A 21,924-nucleotide genomic window follows, 5' to 3' on the forward strand; every position below is an offset into this window, starting at 1 on the left:
CGGGTTGTCCCTCGACGTGAGGTTAGGCTAACCTCACCTATCGTGACCTCCGCCGCCTCCACCGCCCCGATCGCGCGCGCCGCGGACCCGGACCCGACGCCCGCGTCACCCGTCGCCTCCGCCCTCGAGGCCCGCGACATCACGGTCGCGTACGGCGACACGGAGGTCGTGCACGGCGCCGGGCTCGAGATCCGACCGGGCTGCGTCACCGCGCTCGTCGGGCCGAACGGCAGCGGGAAGTCGACGCTGCTGCGCACGATGGCGCGCCTCCAGGCGGCGCGCTCCGGATCGCTGGTGCTGCGCGAGGAAGGCGCGGAGGCGGGCGAGTCCGACGCCCTCGATCTCTCCCTCCGCCGCTTCGCCCGCCGCGTCGCCCTCCTCACGCAGGGCCGGCCGACGCCCGGCGGCCTGAGCGTCCGCGACGTCGTCGAGTTCGGCCGCTACCCGCACCGCGGCCGCTTCGGCGGGGCGGATCCCGACGGCCGGGCGGCCGTGGATCGCGCGCTCGACCTCACGGGCCTCGTCGCCCTGGCGGACCGCGGGGTCGACCAGCTCTCCGGCGGCCAGCTCCAGCGCGTCTGGCTCGCGAGCTGCCTCGCCCAGGAGACGGGCGTGCTGCTCCTCGACGAGCCCACCACGTACCTCGACCTCCGCTACCAGGTCGAGCTCCTCGACCTGGTGCGCGACCTCGCCGATGACGCATCGATCGCCGTCGGCGTCGTCCTCCACGACCTCGATCAGGCCGCCGCGCTCGCCGACACCGTCGCGCTGCTCTCCGACGGCCGGATCGTCAAGACCGGCACCCCATCCGAGGTGCTGACCCCCGACCTCCTCACCGAGGTCTACGGCATCCCCGTCGAGGTCCACGCGGACCCGACGACGGGCAGCCTGCGCACCCGCGCGGTCGCCCGCCACCACCACAGGAACGAGAGGCTCCACCCGTGATCACGAGACGACGAACCCTGGCGATGACCGCCCTCGCCGCCGCGACAGCGCTCACGCTGACCGCATGCGGCACCACCGAGGAGGCGTCCACCGGCGCCGGCGCGACGCCGGCCGGCGAGCAGATCACGCTCACCGACGGCACCGGCGCGGAGGTCACGCTCGACGGGCCCGCGACCAAGGTCGTCGGCACCGAGTGGAACGTCGTGGAGAACCTCGTGTCGCTGGGCGTGGATCCCGTCGGCGTCGCGGACGTGGCCGGCTACAGCGCCTGGTCGTCCGCCGTCCCGCTCGTGAACGAGCCCGCCGACATCGGCACGCGCGGCGAGCCGAGCGTGGAGACCATCGCGTCGCTCGCGCCCGACCTCATCGTCGCGACCACCGACCTGCCGGCCGACGCGTTCACGCAGCTGAAGGCCATCGCGCCCGTGCTGCAGGTGAACTCGGCCGACGGCAGCAAGCAGATCCAGCAGAGCGAGGACAACCTCGAGCTGATCGCGAAGGCGACGGGCACCGAGGACCAGGCGACGAAGGTCATCGACGGCTACGACCAGGCCGTGTCCGACGCGAAGGCCAAGCTCGACGCGGCCGGGCTCGCGGGCTCGAAGTTCCTGTTCGCCGACGCGTACGTGGACGCCGGCGCCGTCACCATCCGCCCGTTCGGCACGGGCTCGCTGATCGGCGACGTCACCACCGAGCTCGGCCTCGAGAACGCGTGGACCGGCGAGGTCGACCCGGCCTACGGCCTCGGATCCACCGACGTCGAGGGCCTCACGACCGTCGGCGACGTGCAGTTCCTCTACAACTCCAACTCCACGCAGGGCGACGACCCGTTCGCCTCCACGCTGGCGGGCAACGCCGTGTGGCAGTCGCTCCCGTTCGTGACCGCGGGCGACGTGCACCGCATGCCCGACGGCATCTGGGCGTTCGGCGGCCCGGCGTCGATGACGGCGTACGCGAAGGCCGTCACCGACCTGCTGGCCGGCTGACCCGCGCCCGGCCGACCCGCATCCCGCTGAACCGATGACCGCTCCCGTCCGCACCGCGCCCCCGTCGGCCGACGCGCCTCCCGCGTCCGCCGCCGCGGCGTCGATCCCGGACCCCGCCCCGTCGCTCGCCGCGGTCACGCGCGCCGACGGGGCCGGCCGGATCCCGGTGCGGGCGGTCGCGGTCGTCGCCCTCCTCGCGCTGGTCGTGGCGGTGCTCGCGGTGATCGACGTCACCCAGGGCACCGCCGCGGTCGGCCCGCGCGAGGTGTGGCAGGCGCTCACCGGGCGCGCGACGCCGGGCGACGCATCCGTCGTGGTCGCGTCGCGGCTGCCGCGCATGGCCGCGGGGATCCTCGTGGGCCTCGCCCTCGGGGCGGCCGGCGCCGCCCTGCAGACGGTGAGCCGCAACGTGCTCGCCTCGCCCGACACGCTCGCCGTGAACGCGGGCGCCTACGCGGCGCTCGCCGTCGCGGCGGTCACCGGGCTCACGCTGCCGGTGCTCGCGGGTGCGGGCGTCGCGTTCGTCGGCGGGCTCGTCGCGGCGGCCATCGTGCTCGCGGTCTCGGGCCTCGGATCCGGCACCGTGCGCCTCGTGCTCGCGGGCAGCGCGCTCGCGCTGGGCCTCGGATCCGTGACCAGCGCGCTCCTCCTCCTCTTCCCGCAGCAGACCTCCGGCCTCTACCGCTGGGGCCAGGGCGGCATCGGCCAGAACGGCTTCGACGCGGTCGCGCAGATGGCGCCCGTCGTGGTCGTCGCGCTCGGGATCCTGCTCCTCATCACCCGCCGGCTCGACGCGCTCGGGCTCGGCGACGACGCCGCCCGCAGCCTCGGCGTCGACGTGCGTGCGACCCGCGTGATCGCCGTGCTCGCCTCGGTGCTGCTCGCCGCCGCCGCCGTGACGGTCGCCGGGCCCATCGGCTTCGTGGGCCTCTACGCGCCCGCGTTCGTGCGGCCGCTGCGCCGGCTCGTGCCGGGCGTGCGCCGCTCGTGGGTCTTCGTCCCCATCGCCGGCCTCATGGGCGCGGCCGTCGTGCTGCTCGCCGACGTGCTGCTGCGCGCGGTCGTCGGCGCCGAGGCGTCGGTCGCGGTGCCGACCGGGCTCGTCACCTCCCTCATCGGCGCGATCGTGCTCGTCGTGCTGGCCGTGCGCACCCGCGACAGCGCGACGCCCGCGCCCACCGAGCGCCACGGCGTGATCACCCGCCGGCGCGCCGCGCTCGTGGTCGGCGCGCTGGTGCTCGTCCTGGTTGGCCTGCTCCTCGCGTCCGTGCTCCTCGGCGACGCGAAGCTGCTCCTCGGCGACCTCGTCAACGGGATCCGCGGCACCGCCGGCCCCGTCGTCAGCTACGTGCTCGACACCCGCGTGCCCCGCGTGCTCGCCGCCGTGCTCGCGGGCGCGGCGCTCGCGCTCGCCGGCGTGCTCGTGCAGGCCGTGACCCGCAACCCGCTCGCAGATCCCGCGATCCTCGGCGTCTCGGGCGGCGCGGGCCTCGGCGCCGTGCTGTTCGTGACGACCGCGCCGCTCGCGTCGGGCTGGGGCATCGCCGGCGCGGCCGGGCTGGGGGCGCTCGCCGCGGCGGTCGTCGTCTTCGGCCTCGCGGCGCGCGGCGGCTTCCCGCAGAACCGGCTGGTGCTCATCGGCGTCGGCGTCTCGGCGGGCACGGCGGCGGCTATCAGCATGATCATCGTGCTCACGGACCCGTTCAACGGCGCGAAGGCGCTCACCTGGCTCTCCGGATCCACCTACGGCCGCGGCTTCGACGACGCCCTGCCGGTGCTCGCCGCCCTCGTGCTCGCGGTGGCGGTCGCGGCCCCGCGCCACAGGATGCTGGATCTGGTGGCCCTCGACGACGACACCCCGCGCCTGCTCGGCGTCTCGCTCGGCCGCTCGCGCCTGCTCGCCCTCTCGATCGCGGTGGTGCTCACGGCGACGGCGGTCGCCGCGGTCGGCGTGATCGGCTTCGTCGGCCTGGTCGCGCCGCACGCCGCCCGCGCGCTCGTCGGATCCCGCCACGTGCGCGTCGTGCCCGTCGCGATCCTGCTGGGCGCCGCCCTCGTGACCCTCGCCGACCTGCTCGGCCGCACCGTGATCGCCCCCGGCCAGCTCGGCGCCGGCCTCGTGACCGCGCTCGTCGGCACGCCGTACTTCGTGTGGCTGCTGTGGCGCGGGCGGGCGTCGCGCGGGCGGTAGCGGGGCGATCGTGGCACGGCCGACCTCGAGGTTGTGGAAGGACACGTCACGGCGGCTGGGGATGACCTAGCTTCTCGTGCGCGGGCCTCTTCGCCTACCTCGCCCGTGTTGTGGGGACGCTCATGCTGGGGACGCTGCTGGTCATCGCCCGCATGTGCGCAGGTGGATTCTTCGTCTGGACGGGCAGCGCGAAACTGAGCCGGTCTCGACACTTCTGGTCTCAGATCATGGGTTACAAGATCGTCGGACCGCGTCAAGCCAGGTTCCTCGCCGCAACGCTGCCTCCCGTCGAGTTCGTCGCCGGCTTGTTCTTCGCCGCTGGGCTATGGCCCGCCGGGACGGGGTGCGTCCTGCTCCTGCTGCTCGCCGCATTCACTGTCGCCATCGCATCCTCTCTGCTCCGTGGCCTCGAGAACGATTGCGGCTGCGCGGGAAGCGGTCGCGTCTCACCGATCCTCATCGTCCGCAATGTCATTCTCGCTTCGCTGGCGGTGGCTGGAATGTCATCCGCGGCGCCGGAGTATTCCGGCGAGATCATCCTCGTGACATGCGGGTGCCTCCTTGTCGTCGCAATCAGCTCCCATTCGTATCGTGCAATCGGAAGATGATCACCATTCAGATCGAAAGGTATTCGCATGTCGACTCGACGCAGCATCTTGAGGGGCCTCATCGGGGCAGCGGCGCTCACGGCAACCGGACAGGTCCGATCATTCGCGGCGTCCGCCTCACCGGTTTCGGCGTCACCCATCCGTGAGTCAGACCATCCCTGGTACCTGCAGCCGCTCGCGGCGACTGCCACGGCAGGTGCCGATGACCTGACGGTCCTCCATCGGGCGGCAACAGCGGCGGCGATACAGGAGGGGTATGCGCCGGACGTGGTGGCCTCGGCGGTATCGCAGGCCACCGTGTCGGTCAACACTCGCGGCAACAGGGTTGGCAAGTGCTCCCTGATCTTGGACGCGCACGCCGTGTTCGTGCTGACGAAGGAGTTCGGAACGGGGCATCTGAATCGCCAGGCGGTGCAGACGCTCTGGGCCGGCGCAGACGATATCGTCCGAGACCTCGTACCGGCGGCTCACGCCAAGATGATGGCCTCCGGTGAATCGGGCAGCATAGAGGCGGCGGACGCGGCTTCGAGCTGCTGCACCGTCCTCGGCAACGCGATCGGCACGTGTTGCCGATATGACTTCCAAGGGCTGTTCGAATGCTGCGGACCCTGTGCGTTCACCTTCCCCGAGATCCCGGTCTTCATAGCCTGCGTCGCCGTATGGTGCAATTACTGCTCGGCCGCGCACTGCAAGGAGTGGTACTACGAGTGTTGATGCGTCCAAGGTGAGGTGCTCCCCGCGGTCGATCACGCCGATTTCCCGGAATGCGTGCTGAGCTGGATGAGTAGGCACCCCGTCCGCCTCACGCGGAGCCGGTGCGCCGCGCCGGCTCGATCTCTCGACCCGCTCGGCCGCACCGTGAACGCCCCGGCCAGATCGCCCCGGGCCAGCTCGGCGCCGGCCTCGTGACCGCGCTCGTCGGCACGCCGTACTTCGTGTGGCTGCTGTGGCGCGGGCGGGCGGCTCGCGGGCGGTAGTCCGGCGCGGGTCCCGGGGTCCCCCGAGCAGCCGACGCCGGATCGGTCGTCCGGCTCGGGAGGCCTGGTCGAGCGGCCCGGACCCGTGGTCGCGCGGCCGATCCGCGGCGGGAGCGGCGCGATCACGCTCGGAGCATGTCCTCCCTCCGACTCCCGACCGCCCTCCCGCTGCCGCAGGCGGCGCCCGGTGCGGCGCCGCTCCTGCCCTCCCTGACGGGACTGCGGTGGGTCACCGCGGTGACGATCTTCGGCTTCCACATCCTCGTCGTCCGCTACTTCGCGGATCCGGCCGCCATGCCCTGGATGGGCGCCTTCACGGGCGGCCGCTCCGGCGTCACCATGTTCTTCGTCCTGTCCGGGTTCGTGCTCGCCTGGGGTCACGTCGCGGGTCGCTCGACGCGCTCCTTCTACATCCGGCGGCTGGCGCGGGTGTACCCGCTGCACCTGGTCGGGATCGTGCTGGCGCTCGTGGTCGCGGCGACGCTCGTGCCGAGCATCCGGACGGACGGGCCCGTCCCCCTGGCGGCGAATGTGCTGCTGGTGAACCCGTGGAGCCGCGACTGGTGGCAGGCGGGCAACCCCGTGAGCTGGTCGCTCGCCTGCGAGGCGTTCTTCTACCTGCTCTTCCCCGTGCTGATGCGCCTGCTGTCCGGCCGGTCGGCGCGCACGCTGGGGCTCGTGGTCGTCGGGTGCCTCGCGGTGGCGCTCCTGGCGCCGGGGATCGGCGCCGCGTCGCCGCTGCCGATGGACGGGGACTCCACCCCGCTCCTGCGCCTTCCGGAGTTCGTGGTCGGCATGGCGGCGGCGGTCCTCATGCGCGAGCACCGGTGGGCGCCGCCGCGCCTGCGCGCTGCGGTCCTCCTGGCCGTCGTCGGCTACGCCGCCTCCATCCTCGCCATGCTCCCCGCGAACGACGGGAGCTGGATCCAGCCCGGGCACGTCGTGGAGGTCGGCGCCTACGCGCTCCTCATCGCCTCCCTCGCGCACGTCGACGCCCGCGGCGGCCGGACGTTCCTCGCGGGCCCGCGGTGGCAGGTGCTCGGCCAGGTGTCGTTCGCGTTCTACCTCGTCCACGTGCTCGTCATCTGGTCCGTGTCGTCCCCGTGGCCGGACGGCCAGCCGGTCCTGCCCTGGCCCGAGGCCACCGCGCTGATGCTCTGCGCGTTCCTCCTCGCGCTCTCGCTCGCGTGGATCCTTCACCGCTACGTGGAGATCCCCGCCCAGCGCCTGGTGCTGCGGCTCGACCGGCGCGTCCGCGTCGCGTGACGCGGGGATCGGTCGAGCCGGCCGCGCGGAGGTCACGCTCCGCGGCGGTCGCCCTCCCCGGGCACGACGAAGCCGCTCTCGTACGCGAAGACGGCGGCGCCGACGCGGCTCCGCGACTCCGACTTGGCGAGGATGGCGCTCACGTGGGACTTCACGGTGCCCTCGCTCATGAACAGCCGGCCGGCGATCTCGAGGTTGCTGAGCCCGTCGACGAGCGCCGCGAGGACGTCGCGCTCGCGTTCGGTGAGCGTGTCGAGCTGAGCGGTCTTCACGGGATCGGAGACGCGGGTCGCGTCGATGCGGCGTTGCAGGAGGCCGCGGGTCATGGCGGGGTCGATGAGCGCATCCCCGCGGACGGCGCTGCGCACGGCGGCGGCCAGCACATCGGCGCCGGCGTCCTTGAGGAGGAAGCCGGATGCGCCCGCCCGCGCGCTGTCGAGGAGGTACTCCTCGTCGTCGAAGGTGGTGATCATGAGCACCGCGCCGGCGGTCTGCGCGTCGAGGATGCGGCGGGTGGCCGCGATGCCGTCGAGCTCGGGCATGCGGATGTCCATCACGACGACGTCCGGCCGGTGCTCGGCCGCGGCCTCGACCGCGAGCCGCCCGTTGGCCGCGGTCGCGACGACGGTGAAGTCGGTCTCGTACTCGAGCATCGCGCGGATCCCGAAGAGGATCACCGGCTGGTCGTCGGCCACGACGATCGTGATCGTCCCGCTCATCGGTCGGCCGCCTCTCGGGTCTCCTCGAGGGGGATCGACAGGACGGTCCGCCAGCCGCCCTCGGCGGTCGGCCCCGAGCGGAGGCTCCCGCCGAGGGACATGGCGCGCTCGGACATGCCCACGATGCCGAAGCCGGGCGCACCCGTCTCGCGGTGACGGGCGGGACCCTCGTCGTCGACGACGGCGTGGAACCATCCGTCCCGATGGCGGAAGTCGATGGTCACGTGCCGTCCCTCCGAGTGCTTCATGACGTTGGTGAGCGCCTCTCTGGCGACCTCGACGAGCGCGTTCTGCGCGTACTCGGGTCCCTCGAGCGCGCCGAACACCTCGACGGAGACGCCCGTCGACCGCACCGTCTCGACGACGCGATCCAGCCGCTCGACGGGCGATCCCTGCGGGCGCGTCGTCGCGGCGTCGGGGGAGCGCAGCAGGGTGACGGCCCGGCGCATGGAGGTGAGCGCCTCGCCGCCGTCGGCGACGACCGCCTCGAGCGTCCGGCGGAGCGCGTCGGGATCGTCGGAGGAGGTGCGGAGGGTGGCCTGCGCGCGGATGACGATGGCGCTGACGTGGTGAGCCACGGTGTCGTGGAGGTCGCGGGCCACGGCGGTGCGCACCTTCGCGGCGTCGCGTTCGCGCTCGGTCTCCTTCAGCGCCTCGTCGCGCCGCGTCGCGACTAGAGCCGCCTCGCGCTGCCGGTGGATCATGCTGCCGAGTGCGATGACGACCGCCAGCAGCACCATCAGCAGGGTCCGCGGGACGGGATCGTCCAGGAGATGCCGGGGGACATCGAGCAGCCCCGAGTAGTTCGCAGCGGGGTCGTAGATGCACAGCAACGCGCCGAAGGCGACGAGAGGCAGGAGCACCGCCCAGCGGACGCCCTCGATCGCGGCGCGGAAGGCGACGACCAGGACGGCCAGCGACCGGAGCAGCAGCGCCTCGAGGTCCGTGAGGTCCACCTGCCATTCCAGGGCGTAGACGAGCACGGGGATGAGGACCAGGGAGGCGCGCGGAGATCGTCCCGTCGTGAACCAGGCTCCCGCCGCGAGGGCTCCGGCCACGGCGATGAGGAGGACCTGGGCCTCCCGGAGGCCCAGGGCGATGGCGAGCAGGCTCCCCGCGGAGATGGCCCCGAAGGCGAGCAGGACGAGGCCGGCATCGCGCCGCCAGGACCTCCTGCTCGTCAAGAACCTCATCACAGGGGCAACCGTATGTCCCCGCTCGTGGCGCACCTACGGCGGGACGCGGGAATGGCCATCCGGCTGACGGTCCTGGCCGTTCGACCGATCCCGCGCGAGCACCCCCGTTCGTAGCGTCGGAAGCGACCGAGCGGACCACCACGGGCCGCCGGAGAAGGAGCGATGGTGAGCGTCTGGCGCAAGTGGGTATTCCCGATGACGAGGCTGGTGGTGCTGGCGGCGATCGCGGTCGCGCTCGTCCGCATGGCGTTCGTCGGCCAGGCGACGGAGGAGACCGCCGAGACGCCGACGGGCTCGGTGGTGCAGTCGCAGGTGGCCGCGAAGATCGGCACGGTCGTCAACGACGTGACCGTGAAGGGCAGCATCCAGCCGGATCCGGACGTGGCCGTGAAGGCGACGCTGCAGGGCAAGGTCTCGAAGCTCGTCGCCGGTCAGGGCGCGACCGTCAAGGCCGGCGACCCGATCCTCGTCATCCGCCAGGAGACGGCGGCGGACCCGGTGGTCGCCGCGGATGGCAGCGTCACGCAGCCGAAGCCCAAGGTCGTCACGCAGACCGTGACCGCGTCCGCCGCGGGGACCCTCTCCTCGCTCGGCGTGCTGGTCGGCCAGGAGGTCGCCGTCGGCGACGCCGTCGGCCAGGTCTCGCCGACCACCTTCCGCGCCACCGCGCCGCTGACGGCCGAGGAGCAGTACCGGCTCGTCACGCAGCCGACGGCCGCGAAGGTCGCCATCACCTCGGGCCCGGCCCCGTTCGACTGCACCGACCTCCGGATCGGCCAGCCGGCGGCATCGACCGGCACCGCGACGGGGACGTCGGGCGGCACCGGCACCGGATCCGCTGGGTCCGCGAGCGGCGGCGACGCCGGCTCCTCCAGCGGCGTCGTCTCCTGCGCCGTGCCCGCCGGCGCCCGGGTCTTCCCGGGGCTCGCCGCGGAGATCACGATCCCCGCCGGGCAGGCGTCCGACGTGCTGACCCTCCCGACAACCGCGGTCGAGGGCCTCGTCGACACGGGCAACGTCTGGCTGCCCTCGGCGACCGGCGCACCGGAGGAGCGGGCCGTCGGCCTCGGGATCAGCGACGGCACGGTCGTCCAGATCACCTCGGGCCTGAACGAGGGCGACCAGGTCCTCGAGTTCGTCCCCGGCGCCCCGGCGCCGAAGACCGACGACGCGAGCACGACGGGCGGGTACGGCGGATGAGCCTGATCCGTCTCGAGCAGGTGACCCGGACGGTCGAGCGTCCGGATGACGAGCCGCTCACGATCCTCCACGGCGTCGACCTCGACGTCTCCGTCGGCGACCACGTCTCGATCGTGGGCCGCTCGGGATCCGGGAAGTCGACCCTGCTGAACATCCTCGGCCTGCTCGACACCCCGACCACAGGTGAGGTCTACCTCGACGACGTCCCGATGGCGCGCGTGTCCGGTTCCCGGCGCGACCGGGCCCGCGGGGGCGACATCGGGTTCATCTTCCAGCAGTTCAACCTGCTGCAGGGCCGCACGGCCCGGGAGAACGTGATGACCCCGCTGCTCTACTCGACGGGCCGTTCGTTCTGGCGCCGGGCGTCGATCGCGGCGGACATGCTCGAGCGGGTCGGCCTCGGCCACCGCATCGATTCCATGCCGGAGACGATGTCCGGCGGCGAGCAGCAGCGCGTCGCGATCGCGCGGGCCCTGGTGCGGTCGCCGCGGCTGATCCTGGCGGACGAGCCGACCGGCGCGCTCGACATCGAGACCGGCGCGACGGTGATGACCCTGCTGGCGGAGGTCGCGCACGCGTCCGGCGCGGCGCTGGTCACGATCACGCACGACCCGACCGTCGCGGCCCGCGCGGATCGGCACCACCGCCTCGAGATGGGCGTCCTCGCCCGCGCCGAGGCCCTCACCGGCGGGAGCCGCGCATGAACGCAGCACTGAAGCGCATGGCCACCGGCCTCGTCGGCGCCGTCGTCGAGGCCTGGACGGAGCTGCGGATCCACCGCACCCGTGTCCTCCTCTCCCTCATCGGCGTGGCGGTCGCGGTCGCCGCGATCACCTCCGTCGTCGGCCTCGGCGCGGTCGTGCAGCAGGCGCAGACCGAGAAGATGGACCGGCAGACCGGCCAGCCGGCGACGCTCTCGGTGACCATGAAGCCCGAGGGGAACGTGAGCCTGCCGTACGCGGACCAGCGCGCCCTCCTCGCGCAGGCCTCGGGCCGGTTCGGGATCACCCGATCGACCACGGTCGGCTACTCGGACGTCCAGGTCGAGCTCCCGAAGGGGGCGACGGACGTGCGCACCACCATCGTCGACGCCGACTACGGCGAGATCCACCGCGTCGACGTCACCAAGGGCCGGTGGTTCGACGACCAGGACGCCGACGCGCTCGCCCCGAGCATCGTCGTCAACCAGGCCTTCCTCGCGACCTTGGGCTCGCCCGACGTCGCCACCCATCCGACGGTCGTCCTGCAGGGGGCGCAGGGGGAGCGCACCGCCGTGGTCGTGGGCGTCATCCCCGCCCAGGACGCCACCGAGCCGCCGTCGATGTACGTGCTGCCCGACACCGCCACGCAGGTGCTGACGACTGACGCGCTGGACGCCATGCTCCCGCAGATGGAGTTCTGGGTCCCGGAGCACGAGGCCCCCGGGCTCGCGACGGCGATCCGCTCCGACCTGGCGTCCTCCGTCCCCGACGGCGTGCAGGTCGACGTCGAGCGGCACGATCGCGGCGTCTTCTCCTACGACCCGCTGCAGTCCCTGAAGATCCTCGTGGGCGCGGTGGCCGGCCTGGTCATGCTCCTCGGGGCGCTCAGCCTGGTGAACATCTCGCTCGTCACCGTGCGGCAGCGGATCCGCGAGATCGGCGTGCGTCGCAGCTTCGGCGCGAGCGCGGGCCGGATCTTCTTCGCCGTGATGATGGAGAGCATCGTCGCCACGGTCGCCGCGGGCGTGATCGGCGTCGTGGTCGCCGTCGCGATCGTGAAGAACCCGTGGATCCTCTCGCACGTCGCCTCGGGCGTCACCCGGTTCCCGCCGTTCCCGCTCTCCGCGGCGTTCCTCGGGCTCGGGGTGTCGCTCGCGGTCGGCGCGATCGCGGGGCTGCTGCCGGCGCTGGTCGCGGTTCGGGTGTCCGTGATCGACGCGATCCGGTACTGAGACGGGGCCGGGCGGGGATCATTCCGCCCGGCTCCACACGGGCGTCCGTCTCCTACGGGCGCCCGTCCGTCGTACGGCGGGGCCCCACCGTACGGGGGCATTCCCCACCCCCGATCCGGGAGCGAGCAGGATGGGCGACGTGCCCGTCGCTCGCGAGGCTGGGAACATGAACACCACACCATCCGCGACCGAGGCCGAATCGACGCCCGTGCCACCCGAAGAGCTCTTCCCGGAAGCCGCCGACGCGTCCGACGCGTCCGACGCCGGCGGGCCTCCGTCCGATGCCGCGGGCGGGAGCGAGGACGTGGATCCGGACGACGCCCCCGCTCCCCGCGATCGCCGCCGCTCCTTCTACTCCTCCGCCTGGCGGCGCTTCCCCCGCGACATCGGGTACCTGCTCCTGACCGCGGCGCTGTGCGCCACGGTCTACCTCGCGCTCCCCAACATCGTCTTCGGCCTGATCGACCAGCTCCTCTGGTCGGCGACCGGCCTGTTCGCGGCGCTCGCGCTCTCCGTCGTGCTCTTCGGGGCGCTGTTCGCGGCGCGCGGGCTCGGCGCCGTCGAGCGGATCCGCATCGGGTGGGCCGAGCCCCGGCCGATCCGCCCGGTCGACTGGACGCCGCGGTGGACGCAGAACCGGGCCATGCGCTTCCTGTCCGCGGTCGCCAACCCGCACTACTGGCTGCACCTGCTGCACGCGGTCGTCGTCTACCCGCTCGTGGCCATCGTCACGCTCGGCGCGGGCGCCATCCTGCTCGCCGGGTTCCTCGGGCCCATCGCGGGCGTCTTCGCCCTGATGGCGCTCGACTGGCGCATCGACCCCTACCTCACGGAGCGCGGCTTCGACACGGGGCGCACCGAGGCCCTCGCGGTCGCGATCGGCGTGGTGGCGATGGTCCTGTCCGTCGTGCTGCTCCCGCTCTGGGCGCGCGGCGCCGTGCTCGCCCACTACTGGGTCGACCACGCCCTCCTCGGCGGCTTCAAGTCGGACGCCCTCGAGCGCCGCGTCCAGGGCCTCGAGCAGTCCCGCGCCGGTGCCGTGACGGCCGAGGGGCAGACGCTCCGCCAGATCGAGCGCGACCTGCACGACGGACCGCAGCAGCGCCTCGTGCGGCTGCGCATGGACCTCGCGGCCGCCGAGCGCGCGCTGGACACGGATCCGGAGCGCGCCAGGACGCTCATCGCCGAGGCCTCCGAGCACGCGCACGACACCCTCGAGGAGCTGCGCGCGCTGTCCCGCGGATTCGCCCCGCCGATCCTCCTCGACCGCGGGCTGGTCGCGGCGCTGGAGGCCCTCGCGTCCCGGGCGACCGTCCCCGTGGCGCTCGACGTGCAGCTGCCCGAGAAGCTGGTGCTCCCGACCGAGGTCGAGCGCAACGTCTACTTCACCGTCAGCGAGCTCCTCACCAACGTCGCGAAGCACTCCGAGGCGACCCGCGCGGACGTCACGCTGGTGCTGATGCGGGACTTCGACGGCGCGCGGATCCTCGTGGCCCGCGTGACCGACGACGGCCGGGGCGGCGCGTCCGTGCAGGAGGGCCACGGCCTCGAGGGGCTCGTCGGGCGGATCGGCGCGCTCGACGGCGACGTGAGCATCTCCAGCCCGCAGGGCGGACCCACGCGGATCACCGCGCGTGTCCCGCTCGTGACGCTGAACGGCGTACCGACCGACGGATCCGACCGCACCGGCACCGGCACCGGCGCGGGCGGCCCGGTCGGCGCCTCGCCCGACCCCACCGCGTGACTACGCTCGGGACCATGGACGACGGCCCGGATGCAGCGCGCATCCGGGCCGTCGTGGTCGACGACGCCGTGCTCCTCCGCGAGGGGCTCGCGCGCGTGCTCGTCGAGGCCGGCATCGACGTCGTCGCCCAGCACGCGGACGCCGCCAGCTTCCTCGCGGCGCTCGCCGCCGACGCCCCCGACGTCGTGGTGATGGACGTCCGCATGCCGCCGACCTTCTCCGACGAGGGGATCCGCGCCACGGTCGAGGCCCGGCGGCGCGTGCCGGGGATCGGCGTGCTGCTGCTCTCCCAGTACGTCGAGGCCGCCTACGCCGAGGAGGTCTTCCGGAGCGGGACGGCAGGGATCGGCTACCTGCTCAAGGACCGGGTGACCCGGCTCGAGGAGATCGACGACGCCGTGCGCCGCATCGCGTCCGGCGGCACCGTGCTCGACCCGGAGGTGGTGACGCAGCTCATGGCCCGACGACGAGATCCCCTCACCGCGCTGACCCCGCGCGAGCGCGAGGTGCTCGCGCTCATGGCCGAGGGCCGCACCAACGCGGCGATCGCGCGGGCCCTGGTCATCGGCACGGGCGCGATCGAGAAGCACGTGACGAGCATCTTCGTGAAGCTCGGCCTCGAGGACACCGGCGAGGACCACCGCCGGGTCCTCGCCGTGCTCGCGTACCTCGGCTGATGCGCTCCTCTACGGTCGGGGCATGACCCGTCCCGTCTCCGACCCCGCCGCCCGCATCCGGACGACGCGCCGGGTCCTCGTCGGCGTTCACGCCGTCCTCGCCGTCGGTCAGGTCGTGGTCGGCGTCCTGGCGTTCACGGTGACGGACGCCTCCGAGGGCACGCGGGCGCTCGGCATCGTGATGCTCCTGGGTGCCGTCGCCTCCGCGACTCTGGCGATCCTGTTCGCCGTCGCCCTGCGGCGCTCGCGCTAGCCGCCCGGATCAGCCCCCCAGCGGCTGCACGTACCTCCGGCACACGTGCACGCGCCGGAACCGCGCCCGCATCTCCGCCTCGCGCTCCACGGCCGCGTGCAGGAACGTGAGCACCGGCCGGCCGAGGCCCTCGGGCGTGGTGAAGCCGCTCGTGTCGTCGCCGTCGCCCACGAAGACGTGGAGATAGCGGGTCTGCTCGACGAAGCCGACGCCGCGGTACCAGGCGTTCGCGGCGGGATCCTCGCGGGTCCAGGCGTCGAGCTCGGTGGCGCCGGTGCCCGCGAGGAGCGGGACGGCGGTCTCGAGGAGCGTCGTCGCGATGCGGCGGCCCTGGTGGTCGGGGTGGACCGCGACCGTGTCGATGGTGGCGAGGGCGTCCTCGACGCCGATGTCGAGGATCCCGACGATCGTGCCGTCGGGATCGGCGGCGACGAGCGCGACCGACGGCTCGGCCGGTTCCGGGCGCCGCGGCAGCACGTCGTCGAAGTACTGCGAGCCGAGGAACGAGAGCGCGCGGCAGCGGATCCAGCCGGACTCGTCAGCGGGGGAGTAGGCGCGGATGGTGGGCGCGGGGTGCGCGGGCATGCGGAGTCCTGTCGTCGAGGCGCGCCGGGCGGATCGGCCGGGCGCGGGTGGAGGGGGAGCGGGGCGGGCGCTCATCTCGACGACATGCGTCCATGGTGCCGGACGCGGAAGGCGGGCACCAGGGTCCGCCGCGGATCCGCGTGGCTCACCCGAAGACGTACGACGCGAAGTCCGCGGGCACGTTCTCGCGCTGCCACTCCAGCTCCGCCACGAGCGCCTCGCCCGACAACGCCCGCCGTGTGTACCGCGGGATCACGCGGCTGTGGGCGGCCATGTGCGCGACGGCCGCGGCCTGCCCGACGGCTCGTGCGACGGCCGTCGCCTCCGGTGACACGGCGTCGCGCGCGGCGGCATGGCACGCGAAGGCGAGCGAGCGCATCGCGCCGACGCCCAGCGCTCCGTCTGCGAAGGCCGCCGCTCCCGCGATCGCGTCGCGCAGTCGGCCGTCGTCCGGGCGTTCCGCGGAGAAGACCGGGAGGAGCCGGGCTCCGCATGCCGCGGCCCAGACGATGAGCCGCCTGCGGTCACCCTCGGCGAGCGTCGGGTCGGTCGGGTCGATCATGCGTCCAGCTCGCGCCCCATCTGGATCCGCCGACCGAGCCGGTCGAGGCCGAGCCGCGCCTCCGTCTCCACGAGCGCCACGTGGAACGGCGTCGCGGGCGGCTCCTCGACGAAGCCGGCGCGAGCGTAGGCGGGCGCGTTCCATGGCACGTCGGCGAACGTGCGCAGCGTGATCCGCCGGTGGCCGCGCCGTCGGGCCTCATCCGCGGCCGCCTCGACGAGCGCGCGCCCGTGGCCGCGGCGGCCGTGCTCCGGCGGCACGGAGACCTGCTCCAGGTGCGCGAGGCCGTCGACCTCGAGGACGTGCGCGAAGCCGACGAGCCCGGTGTCGGATCCCCCGGCCTCCTCCTCCGCCACCAGCAGGAACCCGGGCTCCGCAGCGCGCGACGCACCGGTGGGCGCCGGCGGCCAGCCCTCAGGATCCAGCAGGTCGACGAGCAGACGGTCGGCCGCGTCCTCGATCCCCTGCAGCGCATCGAGGTCGGAGGAGGCGGCGAGACGGATGCGGGTGGTCACCCTGCATCGTACGAGGGGGTGCCCGCGGCGGTCAGCCGAGCGCGCTCCGCCGCCTCGAGCACCAGGTCGAGCAGCGCGACGAGCTCCGCCATCGCCACCTCGCCGGGCTCGTCGGGGAGGCTGCCCCGTCGCGGCGCGGATCCGGAGTCGAGAGCGGCCACGAGGTCGGCCGCGAGCTTCCATCGCAGCGCCATCGACGCGTCGAGGCCGAGGCGCACGACGTCCGTCGGCACGGCCGACCCGGCCGAGCGGATCCCCCGCGCGTAGCGGTCGACGGCGACGTCGAGCACAGCCGCCACGTCCGCGACGGACGCATCGCCCCGCCGCACCGACGAGCACAGCAGCGACGCGAGGTCGGCGCCCACCGGCCCCGGCCCCAGCGACTCCCAGTCGATGAGCACGATCCCGCCCGCGTCCCGGAAGACGTTGGCGCCCGTCGCGTCGTGGTGGCAGAGCGTCCGAGGCAGCGCCTCGAGCACGCCGCGCACGCGGTCCTGCTCGGCGAGCAGCCTGGCGGCGGCGGGGATGCGCGCGCCGAGCCGGGCGCGCGCTGCGGGCCCGGGTGCCGCGAGGATCCGCGTGCCGTCGGCGGCGGCCTCGGGCTGCGCGTGCCGGTCGATCCATCCGGTGAAGAGCCACGGATCCACCGGCGGCCGACCGAGCCAGCGCCCGGCCAGCGAGCCCAGCGCCTCCGCGGCGTCGAGCAGCGCGGGGCGGTCGAGCGGCCGCGGGCCGAGGTGCCGCACCTCCTCGATCCAGAGCGTGACGCCCCCGGACGCGTCCCGCAGCGTCCCGAGCGCGTGCGGCGCGCGGATCCCCGCCGGCAGCGCGTCGAGGAGCCCCGACCGGTAGGCGGCCAGCTCGCGCGCGCCGTTCGCGACGAGGTACGGCACGGCCAGCGCGGGCCCCTCCGTGCGCTTCTCGACGAGCGTCCACGCGAGAGCCGCCCCATCGGCGAGTCGCGCCAGTCCGCCGATCCGCGTCACCGACCGGTGCGCGAGGAACGCGTCGTACTCGAGCGGCTCGCGCACCACATCATCGAGCGCCGTGACGGGCCTGCCGAGGAGGTCGGCGACGGCGGCCGTCAGCCCCGCGTGCCTCTCGTCGTCCATGCCCCGACGCTACCGATGCGGCGCCGGGGCGAGGAGCGGCTCCTGCTAGTCCGCGTCCACCACGATCACCGTGACGACCGGCGTGCGGCGGTGGCGGCGCTGGAGCCAGCGCTGCAGGCCGTCGCTCATGGCGCGCTCGGCGGCGACGCCGTCGAGGTGGCGCTTGGCGGCCGCGTTCTTGAGCGCGGTGCTGATGGCGGCCTCGGCCTCGGGGATCCAGCCGTCGTGCTCCACGAAGCCGCGCGTGATGAGCTCGGCCGGGTGGATCAGCTTCTGCTCCTTCTCGTCGAAGATGCCGAGCACGGTGATCTGCCCCTCGGCGGCCAGCGTGCGGCGCTCCTCGAGGGCCTCCTCGGTCGCGACGCCGATGGTCATGCCGTCGACGAAGACGTAGGGCGCGGGCACGCGGCCGGAGATGGAGGCGCGGCCGTTGACCAGGTCGACGCTCACGCCGTCCTCGATGACGAGCGCGTTCTTCACGCCCGTGCTCTCGGCGAGCGCGGCGTTGGCGACGAGGTGGCGCCACTCGCCGTGCACGGGCAGCACGTTGCGCGGCTTGACGAGGTTGTAGCAATAGACGAGCTCGCCGGCGCTGGCGTGGCCGGAGACGTGCACCTTCGCGTTGCCCTTGTGCACGACGTCCGCGCCCCAGCGGATCAGGCCGTTGATCACGCCGTAGATGGCGTTCTCGTTGCCGGGGATGAGCGAGCTGGCCAGGAGGATCGTGTCGCCCTCGCCCACCTCGATGATGTGCTCGCGGCGCGCCATGCGGCTCAGCGCCGCCATCGGCTCGCCCTGCGAACCCGTGCAGATGAGCGTGACCTTGTCGTCCGGCAGCTTGTTCAGCGCCTTGAGGTCGATGACGAGGCCCTTGGGGATGCGCAGGTAGCCGAGGTCGGACGCGATCTTCATGTTGCGGACCATCGAGCGGCCCACGAACGAGACCTTGCGGCCGTACTGCTCGGCGGAGTCGAGCACCTGCTGGATCCGGTGCACGTGGCTCGCGAAGCTGGAGACGACGATGCGCTTGGGCGCCGTGCGGAACACCTTCTCGATGGCGGGCGTGAGGTCCTTCTCGGCGGTCGTGAAGCCGGGGACCTCCGCGTTGGTCGAGTCGGTGAGGAACAGGTCCACGCCCTCCTCGCCGAGGCGTGCGAACGCGCCGAGGTCGGTGAGGCGGCGGTCCATCGGGAACTGGTCCATCTTGAAGTCGCCCGTGTGCAGGACCATGCCGGCGCCGGTGCGGATCGCGACGGCGAGGCCGTCCGGGATGGAGTGGTTCACGGCGACGAACTCGAGGTCGAACTTGCCCGCGGTGATGCGGTCGCCCTCCTTCACCTGGCGGGTGACGGGCTTGATCTTGTGCTCCTCGAGCTTCGCGCTGATGAACGCGAGCGTGAGCCGGGATCCGATGACGGGGATGTCGGGCCGCTCCTGCAGGAGGTAGGGGACGCCGCCGATGTGGTCCTCGTGGCCGTGCGTGAGGACGATGCCCGTGATCTTGTCGAGGCGCCCGCGCAGGGTGCTGAAGTCGGGGAGGATCACGTTGATGCCGGGCTGGCTCTCCTCGGGGAAGAGGACGCCGCAGTCGACGATGAGCAGCTCGCCCTCGTACTCGAACAGCGTCATGTTGCGGCCGACGTCGCCGAGGCCGCCGAGGGGCGTGACGCGCAGGCCGCCGCGGGGCAGGCGCCCGGGCTTGGCGATGTCGAGGGCGTGGGCGTGGGACGTGGGAGGCATGGTGCCTTTCTGGTCAGGTCGTGCAGGTGATGCCGAGGTGCGCGGGTCGTGCTCGCGCGGTTCGTGCGTGGAGACGGTGCCTCCGGTGATGTTCAGGGGGCCGTCCGGGAGGACGGGTGGTGCGGCGCCGGGTCGCGGGCGACGGGGGCGATGCGCGTCGTGCGGATGCCGTCTCGCTCCCGGTCGGATCAGGGACCAGCCGGTGTGGGCTGGGGTCCGTGTCGCGGTGGTGAGCGGCGGCGCGCGATGCGCGGTCAGGGTCGAGTCTCCCATGCCCGGGGCGGGGAGTCCGCCCGGGCACTCCGCGCGCCCGCTCCGGGAGCCGGGGCGACGCCAACCCTCCCTTCACGTTAGGGTTGGTCGCAGGAGCCCCGCTCCGATCCCCTTCCCCCTCCGGCTGCCCGACCGGCCGCCCATCACCCGCGCGACGCCGCGCCCTCGAACCTCATCAGAGCGGGCGCGCAGCCCGCGACAGAACGGAGCCCCTCCATGGCCTCAGGAACAGCCATCCCCACCGTCCCCGCGCCGCCCGTGCGCCACCCCAGCCCCACCGTCCTCCAGGCGCTGCGGAGCCCCCGCCTGCTCAGCCGCGAGGTGCTCGCCGGCCTCGTCGTCGCGCTCGCGCTGATCCCCGAGGCGATCTCGTTCTCGATCATCGCGGGCGTGGATCCGCGCGTCGGCCTCTTCTCCTCCTTCGTGATGGCCGTCGCCATCGCGTTCCTCGGCGGCCGGCCCGCCATGATCACGGCCGCCACCGGCGCCGTCGCGCTCGTCGTGGCGCCGGTCGTCCGCGACCACGGCCTCGACTACCTCATCGCCACCGTGATCCTCGGCGGGCTCCTGCAGATCGTGCTGGGCCTCCTCGGCGTCGCGAAGCTCATGCGCTTCATCCCGCGCTCGGTGATGGTCGGCTTCGTCAACGCGCTCGCGATCCTCATCTTCTCCGCGCAGATCCCGAACCTCGTGGGCGTGCCGTGGCTCGTCTACCCGCTCGTGGCCGTCGGCATCGCGATCATCGTGCTGATGCCGCGGATCACGAAGGTCGTCCCGGCGCCGCTCGTCGCGATCGTCGTGGTCACCGTCGCGGTGGTCGTCACCGCGCTCGCCGTGCCGACCGTGGGCGACGAGGGCGCGCTGCCCGACAGCCTGCCGACCCTCTTCATCCCGGACGTGCCGCTCACGTTCGACACGCTGCGGATCATCGCGCCGTACGCGCTCGCGCTGGCACTCGTCGGGATCCTCGAGTCGCTGATGACCGCCAAGCTCGTCGACGACATCACCGACACCCCGTCGCGCAAGACCCGCGAGACGCTCGGCCAGGGCGGCGCGAACATCCTCTCGGGCCTGTTCGGCGGCATGGGCGGCTGCGCGATGATCGGCCAGACGATGATCAACGTGAAGGCCTCCGGCGCCCGCACCCGCATCTCGACGTTCCTCGCGGGCGTCTTCCTGCTGATCCTCGTGGTCGGCCTCGGCGACGTCGTCGCGATCATCCCGATGGCCGCGCTCGTGGCCGTGATGATCATGGTCTCGGTCGGCACGTTCGACTGGCACAGCATCCGGCCGTCGACGCTGCGCCGCATGCCGGTGGGCGAGACGCTCGTCATGGTGCTCACGGTGATCGTCGTGGTGCTCACCGACAACCTCGCGATCGGCGTCATCGTCGGCGTGATCGCGGCGATGATCGTCTTCGCCCGCCGCGTCGCCCACTTCGCCACGGTCGAGCGCACGGAGCGCACCGACGAGGACGGTGCCCCGGTCGCGCACTACGCCGTCGTCGGCGAGCTGTTCTTCGCCTCCAGCAACGACCTCACCACCCAGTTCGACTACGCGGGCGACCCCGAGCGCGTGGTGATCGACATGACCGGATCCCACGTGTGGGACGCCTCGACCGTCGCCGCCCTCGACGCCATCACCCACAAGTACGAGCGCCACGGCAAGCGGGCCGTCATCAGCGGGATGAACGCCTCATCCGCCGCGATGCACGGCCGCCTCGCGGGGGAGCTCGGCGCGGGGCACTGACCCGGGCTGGCCCCGATACACCCGGCCGGGCCGGGTCCGGCCGGACGTTGGACGACCGACCAACGACCGCCCCGGACGCGTGCGCCCGCGCATCCGCTGCCGCAGTCTCTTCCTCGTCGGCAACACCGTTTCGACAACACGACAGATCAATCCGAACCCCTATGGAAGAGGACGAAATCATGAGCAAGCTGAAGTCGAAGACCACGAAGACCATCGCCGCGGCCACCCTGAGCGGCGCCCTGATCGCCGGGCTCAGCGGATTCGCCGCGGCCCCCGCCCAGGCCGCTGAGCCGGCGCCCGCTGCGTCCAGCGAGGTGAACAGCCCCATCACGGGCAGCGTCAACCTCGATCCCGTCGCCATCATCGCCGCGGTCAGCGCCGCGGTGAACGACCAGGGCGACCGCAACGGCGCCGTGCTCGCCGCGCTCGACGTGGGCTACTACAACGCGGGCAACCCCGACCGCCTCACGGTCGCGGTCGTCAACAAGAACCAGCCCATCGACGTCACCGGCGCGATCGTCGATGCGCAGCCCATCGACATCAAGGGCGGCAGCTACGTCATCTACTGGTTCGACGGGCCCGGTCGCGTCACCAACAACGGCGACGGCGGCTTCCTGAACTGGGGCGTGCTCGGCAACCAGGTGAAGACGGACAACGTCATCAGCATCAACGGCGGCTGATCCCCTCGAGAGC

21 protein-coding genes are annotated in these 21,924 nt (G+C 73.1%); 14 read left to right on the top strand and 7 right to left on the bottom strand.

Going from position 1 to position 21,924, the window contains the following annotated elements:
* The first annotated feature begins 42 nt into the window (after positions 1-42).
* From KYT88_RS00445 to KYT88_RS00470, 6 genes are all read left to right on the top strand, one after another.
* Positions 43-945 carry an ABC transporter ATP-binding protein gene (locus KYT88_RS00445; protein ID WP_043585982.1) on the top strand — a complete coding sequence of 301 codons (903 nt, stop codon included), beginning with the start codon at positions 43-45 and terminating at the stop codon, positions 943-945.
* Entirely contained in the window at positions 942-1,931 is a 990-nt protein-coding gene (locus tag KYT88_RS00450; protein WP_119374280.1) for an iron-siderophore ABC transporter substrate-binding protein, read from the top strand. The genes KYT88_RS00445 and KYT88_RS00450 overlap by 4 nt, the downstream gene beginning before the upstream one ends.
* Positions 1,932-1,965: 34 nt before the next feature.
* The gene (locus KYT88_RS00455; protein WP_237583718.1) at positions 1,966-4,122 is read left to right on the top strand and encodes an iron ABC transporter permease; all 2,157 of its coding nucleotides are present in this window, start codon (positions 1,966-1,968) and stop codon (positions 4,120-4,122) included.
* Between the two features lie 122 nt (positions 4,123-4,244).
* Complete coding sequence (locus KYT88_RS00460) at positions 4,245-4,730, top strand: MauE/DoxX family redox-associated membrane protein (RefSeq protein ID WP_051629332.1); 486 nt, start codon at positions 4,245-4,247, stop codon at positions 4,728-4,730.
* A gap of 27 nt (positions 4,731-4,757) precedes the next feature.
* A complete protein-coding gene (locus KYT88_RS00465) occupies positions 4,758-5,444 on the top strand; it encodes a hypothetical protein (RefSeq protein ID WP_043585985.1) in 687 nt (228 codons plus the stop codon).
* A 398-nt stretch (positions 5,445-5,842) separates the two neighbouring features.
* Positions 5,843-6,973 carry an acyltransferase family protein gene (locus KYT88_RS00470; protein ID WP_043585987.1) on the top strand — a complete coding sequence of 377 codons (1,131 nt, stop codon included), beginning with the start codon at positions 5,843-5,845 and terminating at the stop codon, positions 6,971-6,973.
* Positions 6,974-7,005: 32 nt separating this feature from the next.
* On the opposite strand, the gene KYT88_RS00475 is transcribed toward KYT88_RS00470, so the two are convergent.
* Both KYT88_RS00475 and KYT88_RS00480 read right to left on the bottom strand, forming a co-directional pair.
* On the bottom strand, positions 7,006-7,692 hold the full coding sequence (locus KYT88_RS00475; protein ID WP_043585989.1) for a response regulator: 687 nt from the start codon (positions 7,690-7,692) through the stop codon (positions 7,006-7,008).
* Positions 7,689-8,885: a sensor histidine kinase gene (locus KYT88_RS00480; RefSeq protein ID WP_147362301.1), complete on the bottom strand. Its 1,197-nt coding sequence runs from the start codon at positions 8,883-8,885 to the stop codon at positions 7,689-7,691. Before KYT88_RS00480 ends, KYT88_RS00475 begins: the two co-directional genes overlap by 4 nt.
* 165 nt (positions 8,886-9,050) lie before the next feature.
* Between KYT88_RS00480 and KYT88_RS00485 the strand changes: the two genes are divergently transcribed.
* The 6 genes from KYT88_RS00485 to KYT88_RS00510 all read left to right on the top strand — a co-directional run bounded on the left by KYT88_RS00485 (position 9,051) and on the right by KYT88_RS00510 (position 14,695).
* A complete protein-coding gene (locus KYT88_RS00485; RefSeq protein WP_237583719.1) occupies positions 9,051-10,088 on the top strand; it encodes a permuted SH3 domain-containing protein in 1,038 nt (345 codons plus the stop codon).
* The gene (locus KYT88_RS00490) at positions 10,085-10,792 is read left to right on the top strand and encodes an ABC transporter ATP-binding protein (protein WP_043582863.1); all 708 of its coding nucleotides are present in this window, start codon (positions 10,085-10,087) and stop codon (positions 10,790-10,792) included. Before KYT88_RS00485 ends, KYT88_RS00490 begins: the two co-directional genes overlap by 4 nt.
* Positions 10,789-12,021 (top strand): ABC transporter permease, encoded by a 1,233-nt coding sequence (locus KYT88_RS00495; RefSeq protein WP_051629154.1) that lies wholly within the window; start codon positions 10,789-10,791, stop codon positions 12,019-12,021. Before KYT88_RS00490 ends, KYT88_RS00495 begins: the two co-directional genes overlap by 4 nt.
* 166 nt (positions 12,022-12,187) lie before the next feature.
* Positions 12,188-13,765: a sensor histidine kinase gene (locus tag KYT88_RS00500; protein ID WP_043583190.1), complete on the top strand. Its 1,578-nt coding sequence runs from the start codon at positions 12,188-12,190 to the stop codon at positions 13,763-13,765.
* A gap of 14 nt (positions 13,766-13,779) precedes the next feature.
* Positions 13,780-14,442: a response regulator transcription factor gene (locus KYT88_RS00505; protein WP_119374006.1), complete on the top strand. Its 663-nt coding sequence runs from the start codon at positions 13,780-13,782 to the stop codon at positions 14,440-14,442.
* Positions 14,443-14,464: 22 nt separating this feature from the next.
* Positions 14,465-14,695: a hypothetical protein gene (locus KYT88_RS00510; protein ID WP_043582869.1), complete on the top strand. Its 231-nt coding sequence runs from the start codon at positions 14,465-14,467 to the stop codon at positions 14,693-14,695.
* Between the two features lie 9 nt (positions 14,696-14,704).
* On the opposite strand, the gene KYT88_RS00515 is transcribed toward KYT88_RS00510, so the two are convergent.
* The 5 genes from KYT88_RS00515 to KYT88_RS00535 form a co-directional block, all read right to left on the bottom strand.
* Positions 14,705-15,280: a GNAT family N-acetyltransferase gene (locus KYT88_RS00515; RefSeq protein ID WP_043582871.1), complete on the bottom strand. Its 576-nt coding sequence runs from the start codon at positions 15,278-15,280 to the stop codon at positions 14,705-14,707.
* A 145-nt stretch (positions 15,281-15,425) separates the two neighbouring features.
* Positions 15,426-15,842, bottom strand: a complete 417-nt coding sequence (locus tag KYT88_RS00520) for a putative immunity protein (RefSeq protein WP_043582873.1) — start codon at positions 15,840-15,842, stop codon at positions 15,426-15,428.
* Positions 15,839-16,357, bottom strand: coding sequence for a GNAT family N-acetyltransferase (locus KYT88_RS00525; RefSeq protein ID WP_043582874.1), 519 nt, complete (start codon positions 16,355-16,357; stop codon positions 15,839-15,841). The genes KYT88_RS00520 and KYT88_RS00525 overlap by 4 nt, the downstream gene beginning before the upstream one ends.
* Positions 16,354-17,469 (bottom strand): phosphotransferase, encoded by a 1,116-nt coding sequence (locus tag KYT88_RS00530; RefSeq protein WP_043582875.1) that lies wholly within the window; start codon positions 17,467-17,469, stop codon positions 16,354-16,356. Before KYT88_RS00530 ends, KYT88_RS00525 begins: the two co-directional genes overlap by 4 nt.
* Positions 17,470-17,514: 45 nt before the next feature.
* A complete protein-coding gene (locus KYT88_RS00535; RefSeq protein WP_051629155.1) occupies positions 17,515-19,209 on the bottom strand; it encodes a ribonuclease J in 1,695 nt (564 codons plus the stop codon).
* 489 nt (positions 19,210-19,698) lie between these two features.
* Here KYT88_RS00535 and KYT88_RS00540 point away from each other — a divergent pair, with 489 nt between their 5' ends.
* Entirely contained in the window at positions 19,699-21,231 is a 1,533-nt protein-coding gene (locus KYT88_RS00540; protein ID WP_043582877.1) for a SulP family inorganic anion transporter, read from the top strand.
* 179 nt (positions 21,232-21,410) lie between these two features.
* Positions 21,411-21,911 (top strand): hypothetical protein, encoded by a 501-nt coding sequence (locus tag KYT88_RS00545; RefSeq protein WP_043582879.1) that lies wholly within the window; start codon positions 21,411-21,413, stop codon positions 21,909-21,911.
* Positions 21,912-21,924 lie beyond the last annotated feature (13 nt).

Origin of the sequence: Clavibacter sp. A6099 (assembly GCF_021919125.1) — a bacterium.
Taxonomy (GTDB): domain Bacteria; phylum Actinomycetota; class Actinomycetes; order Actinomycetales; family Microbacteriaceae; genus Clavibacter; species Clavibacter seminis.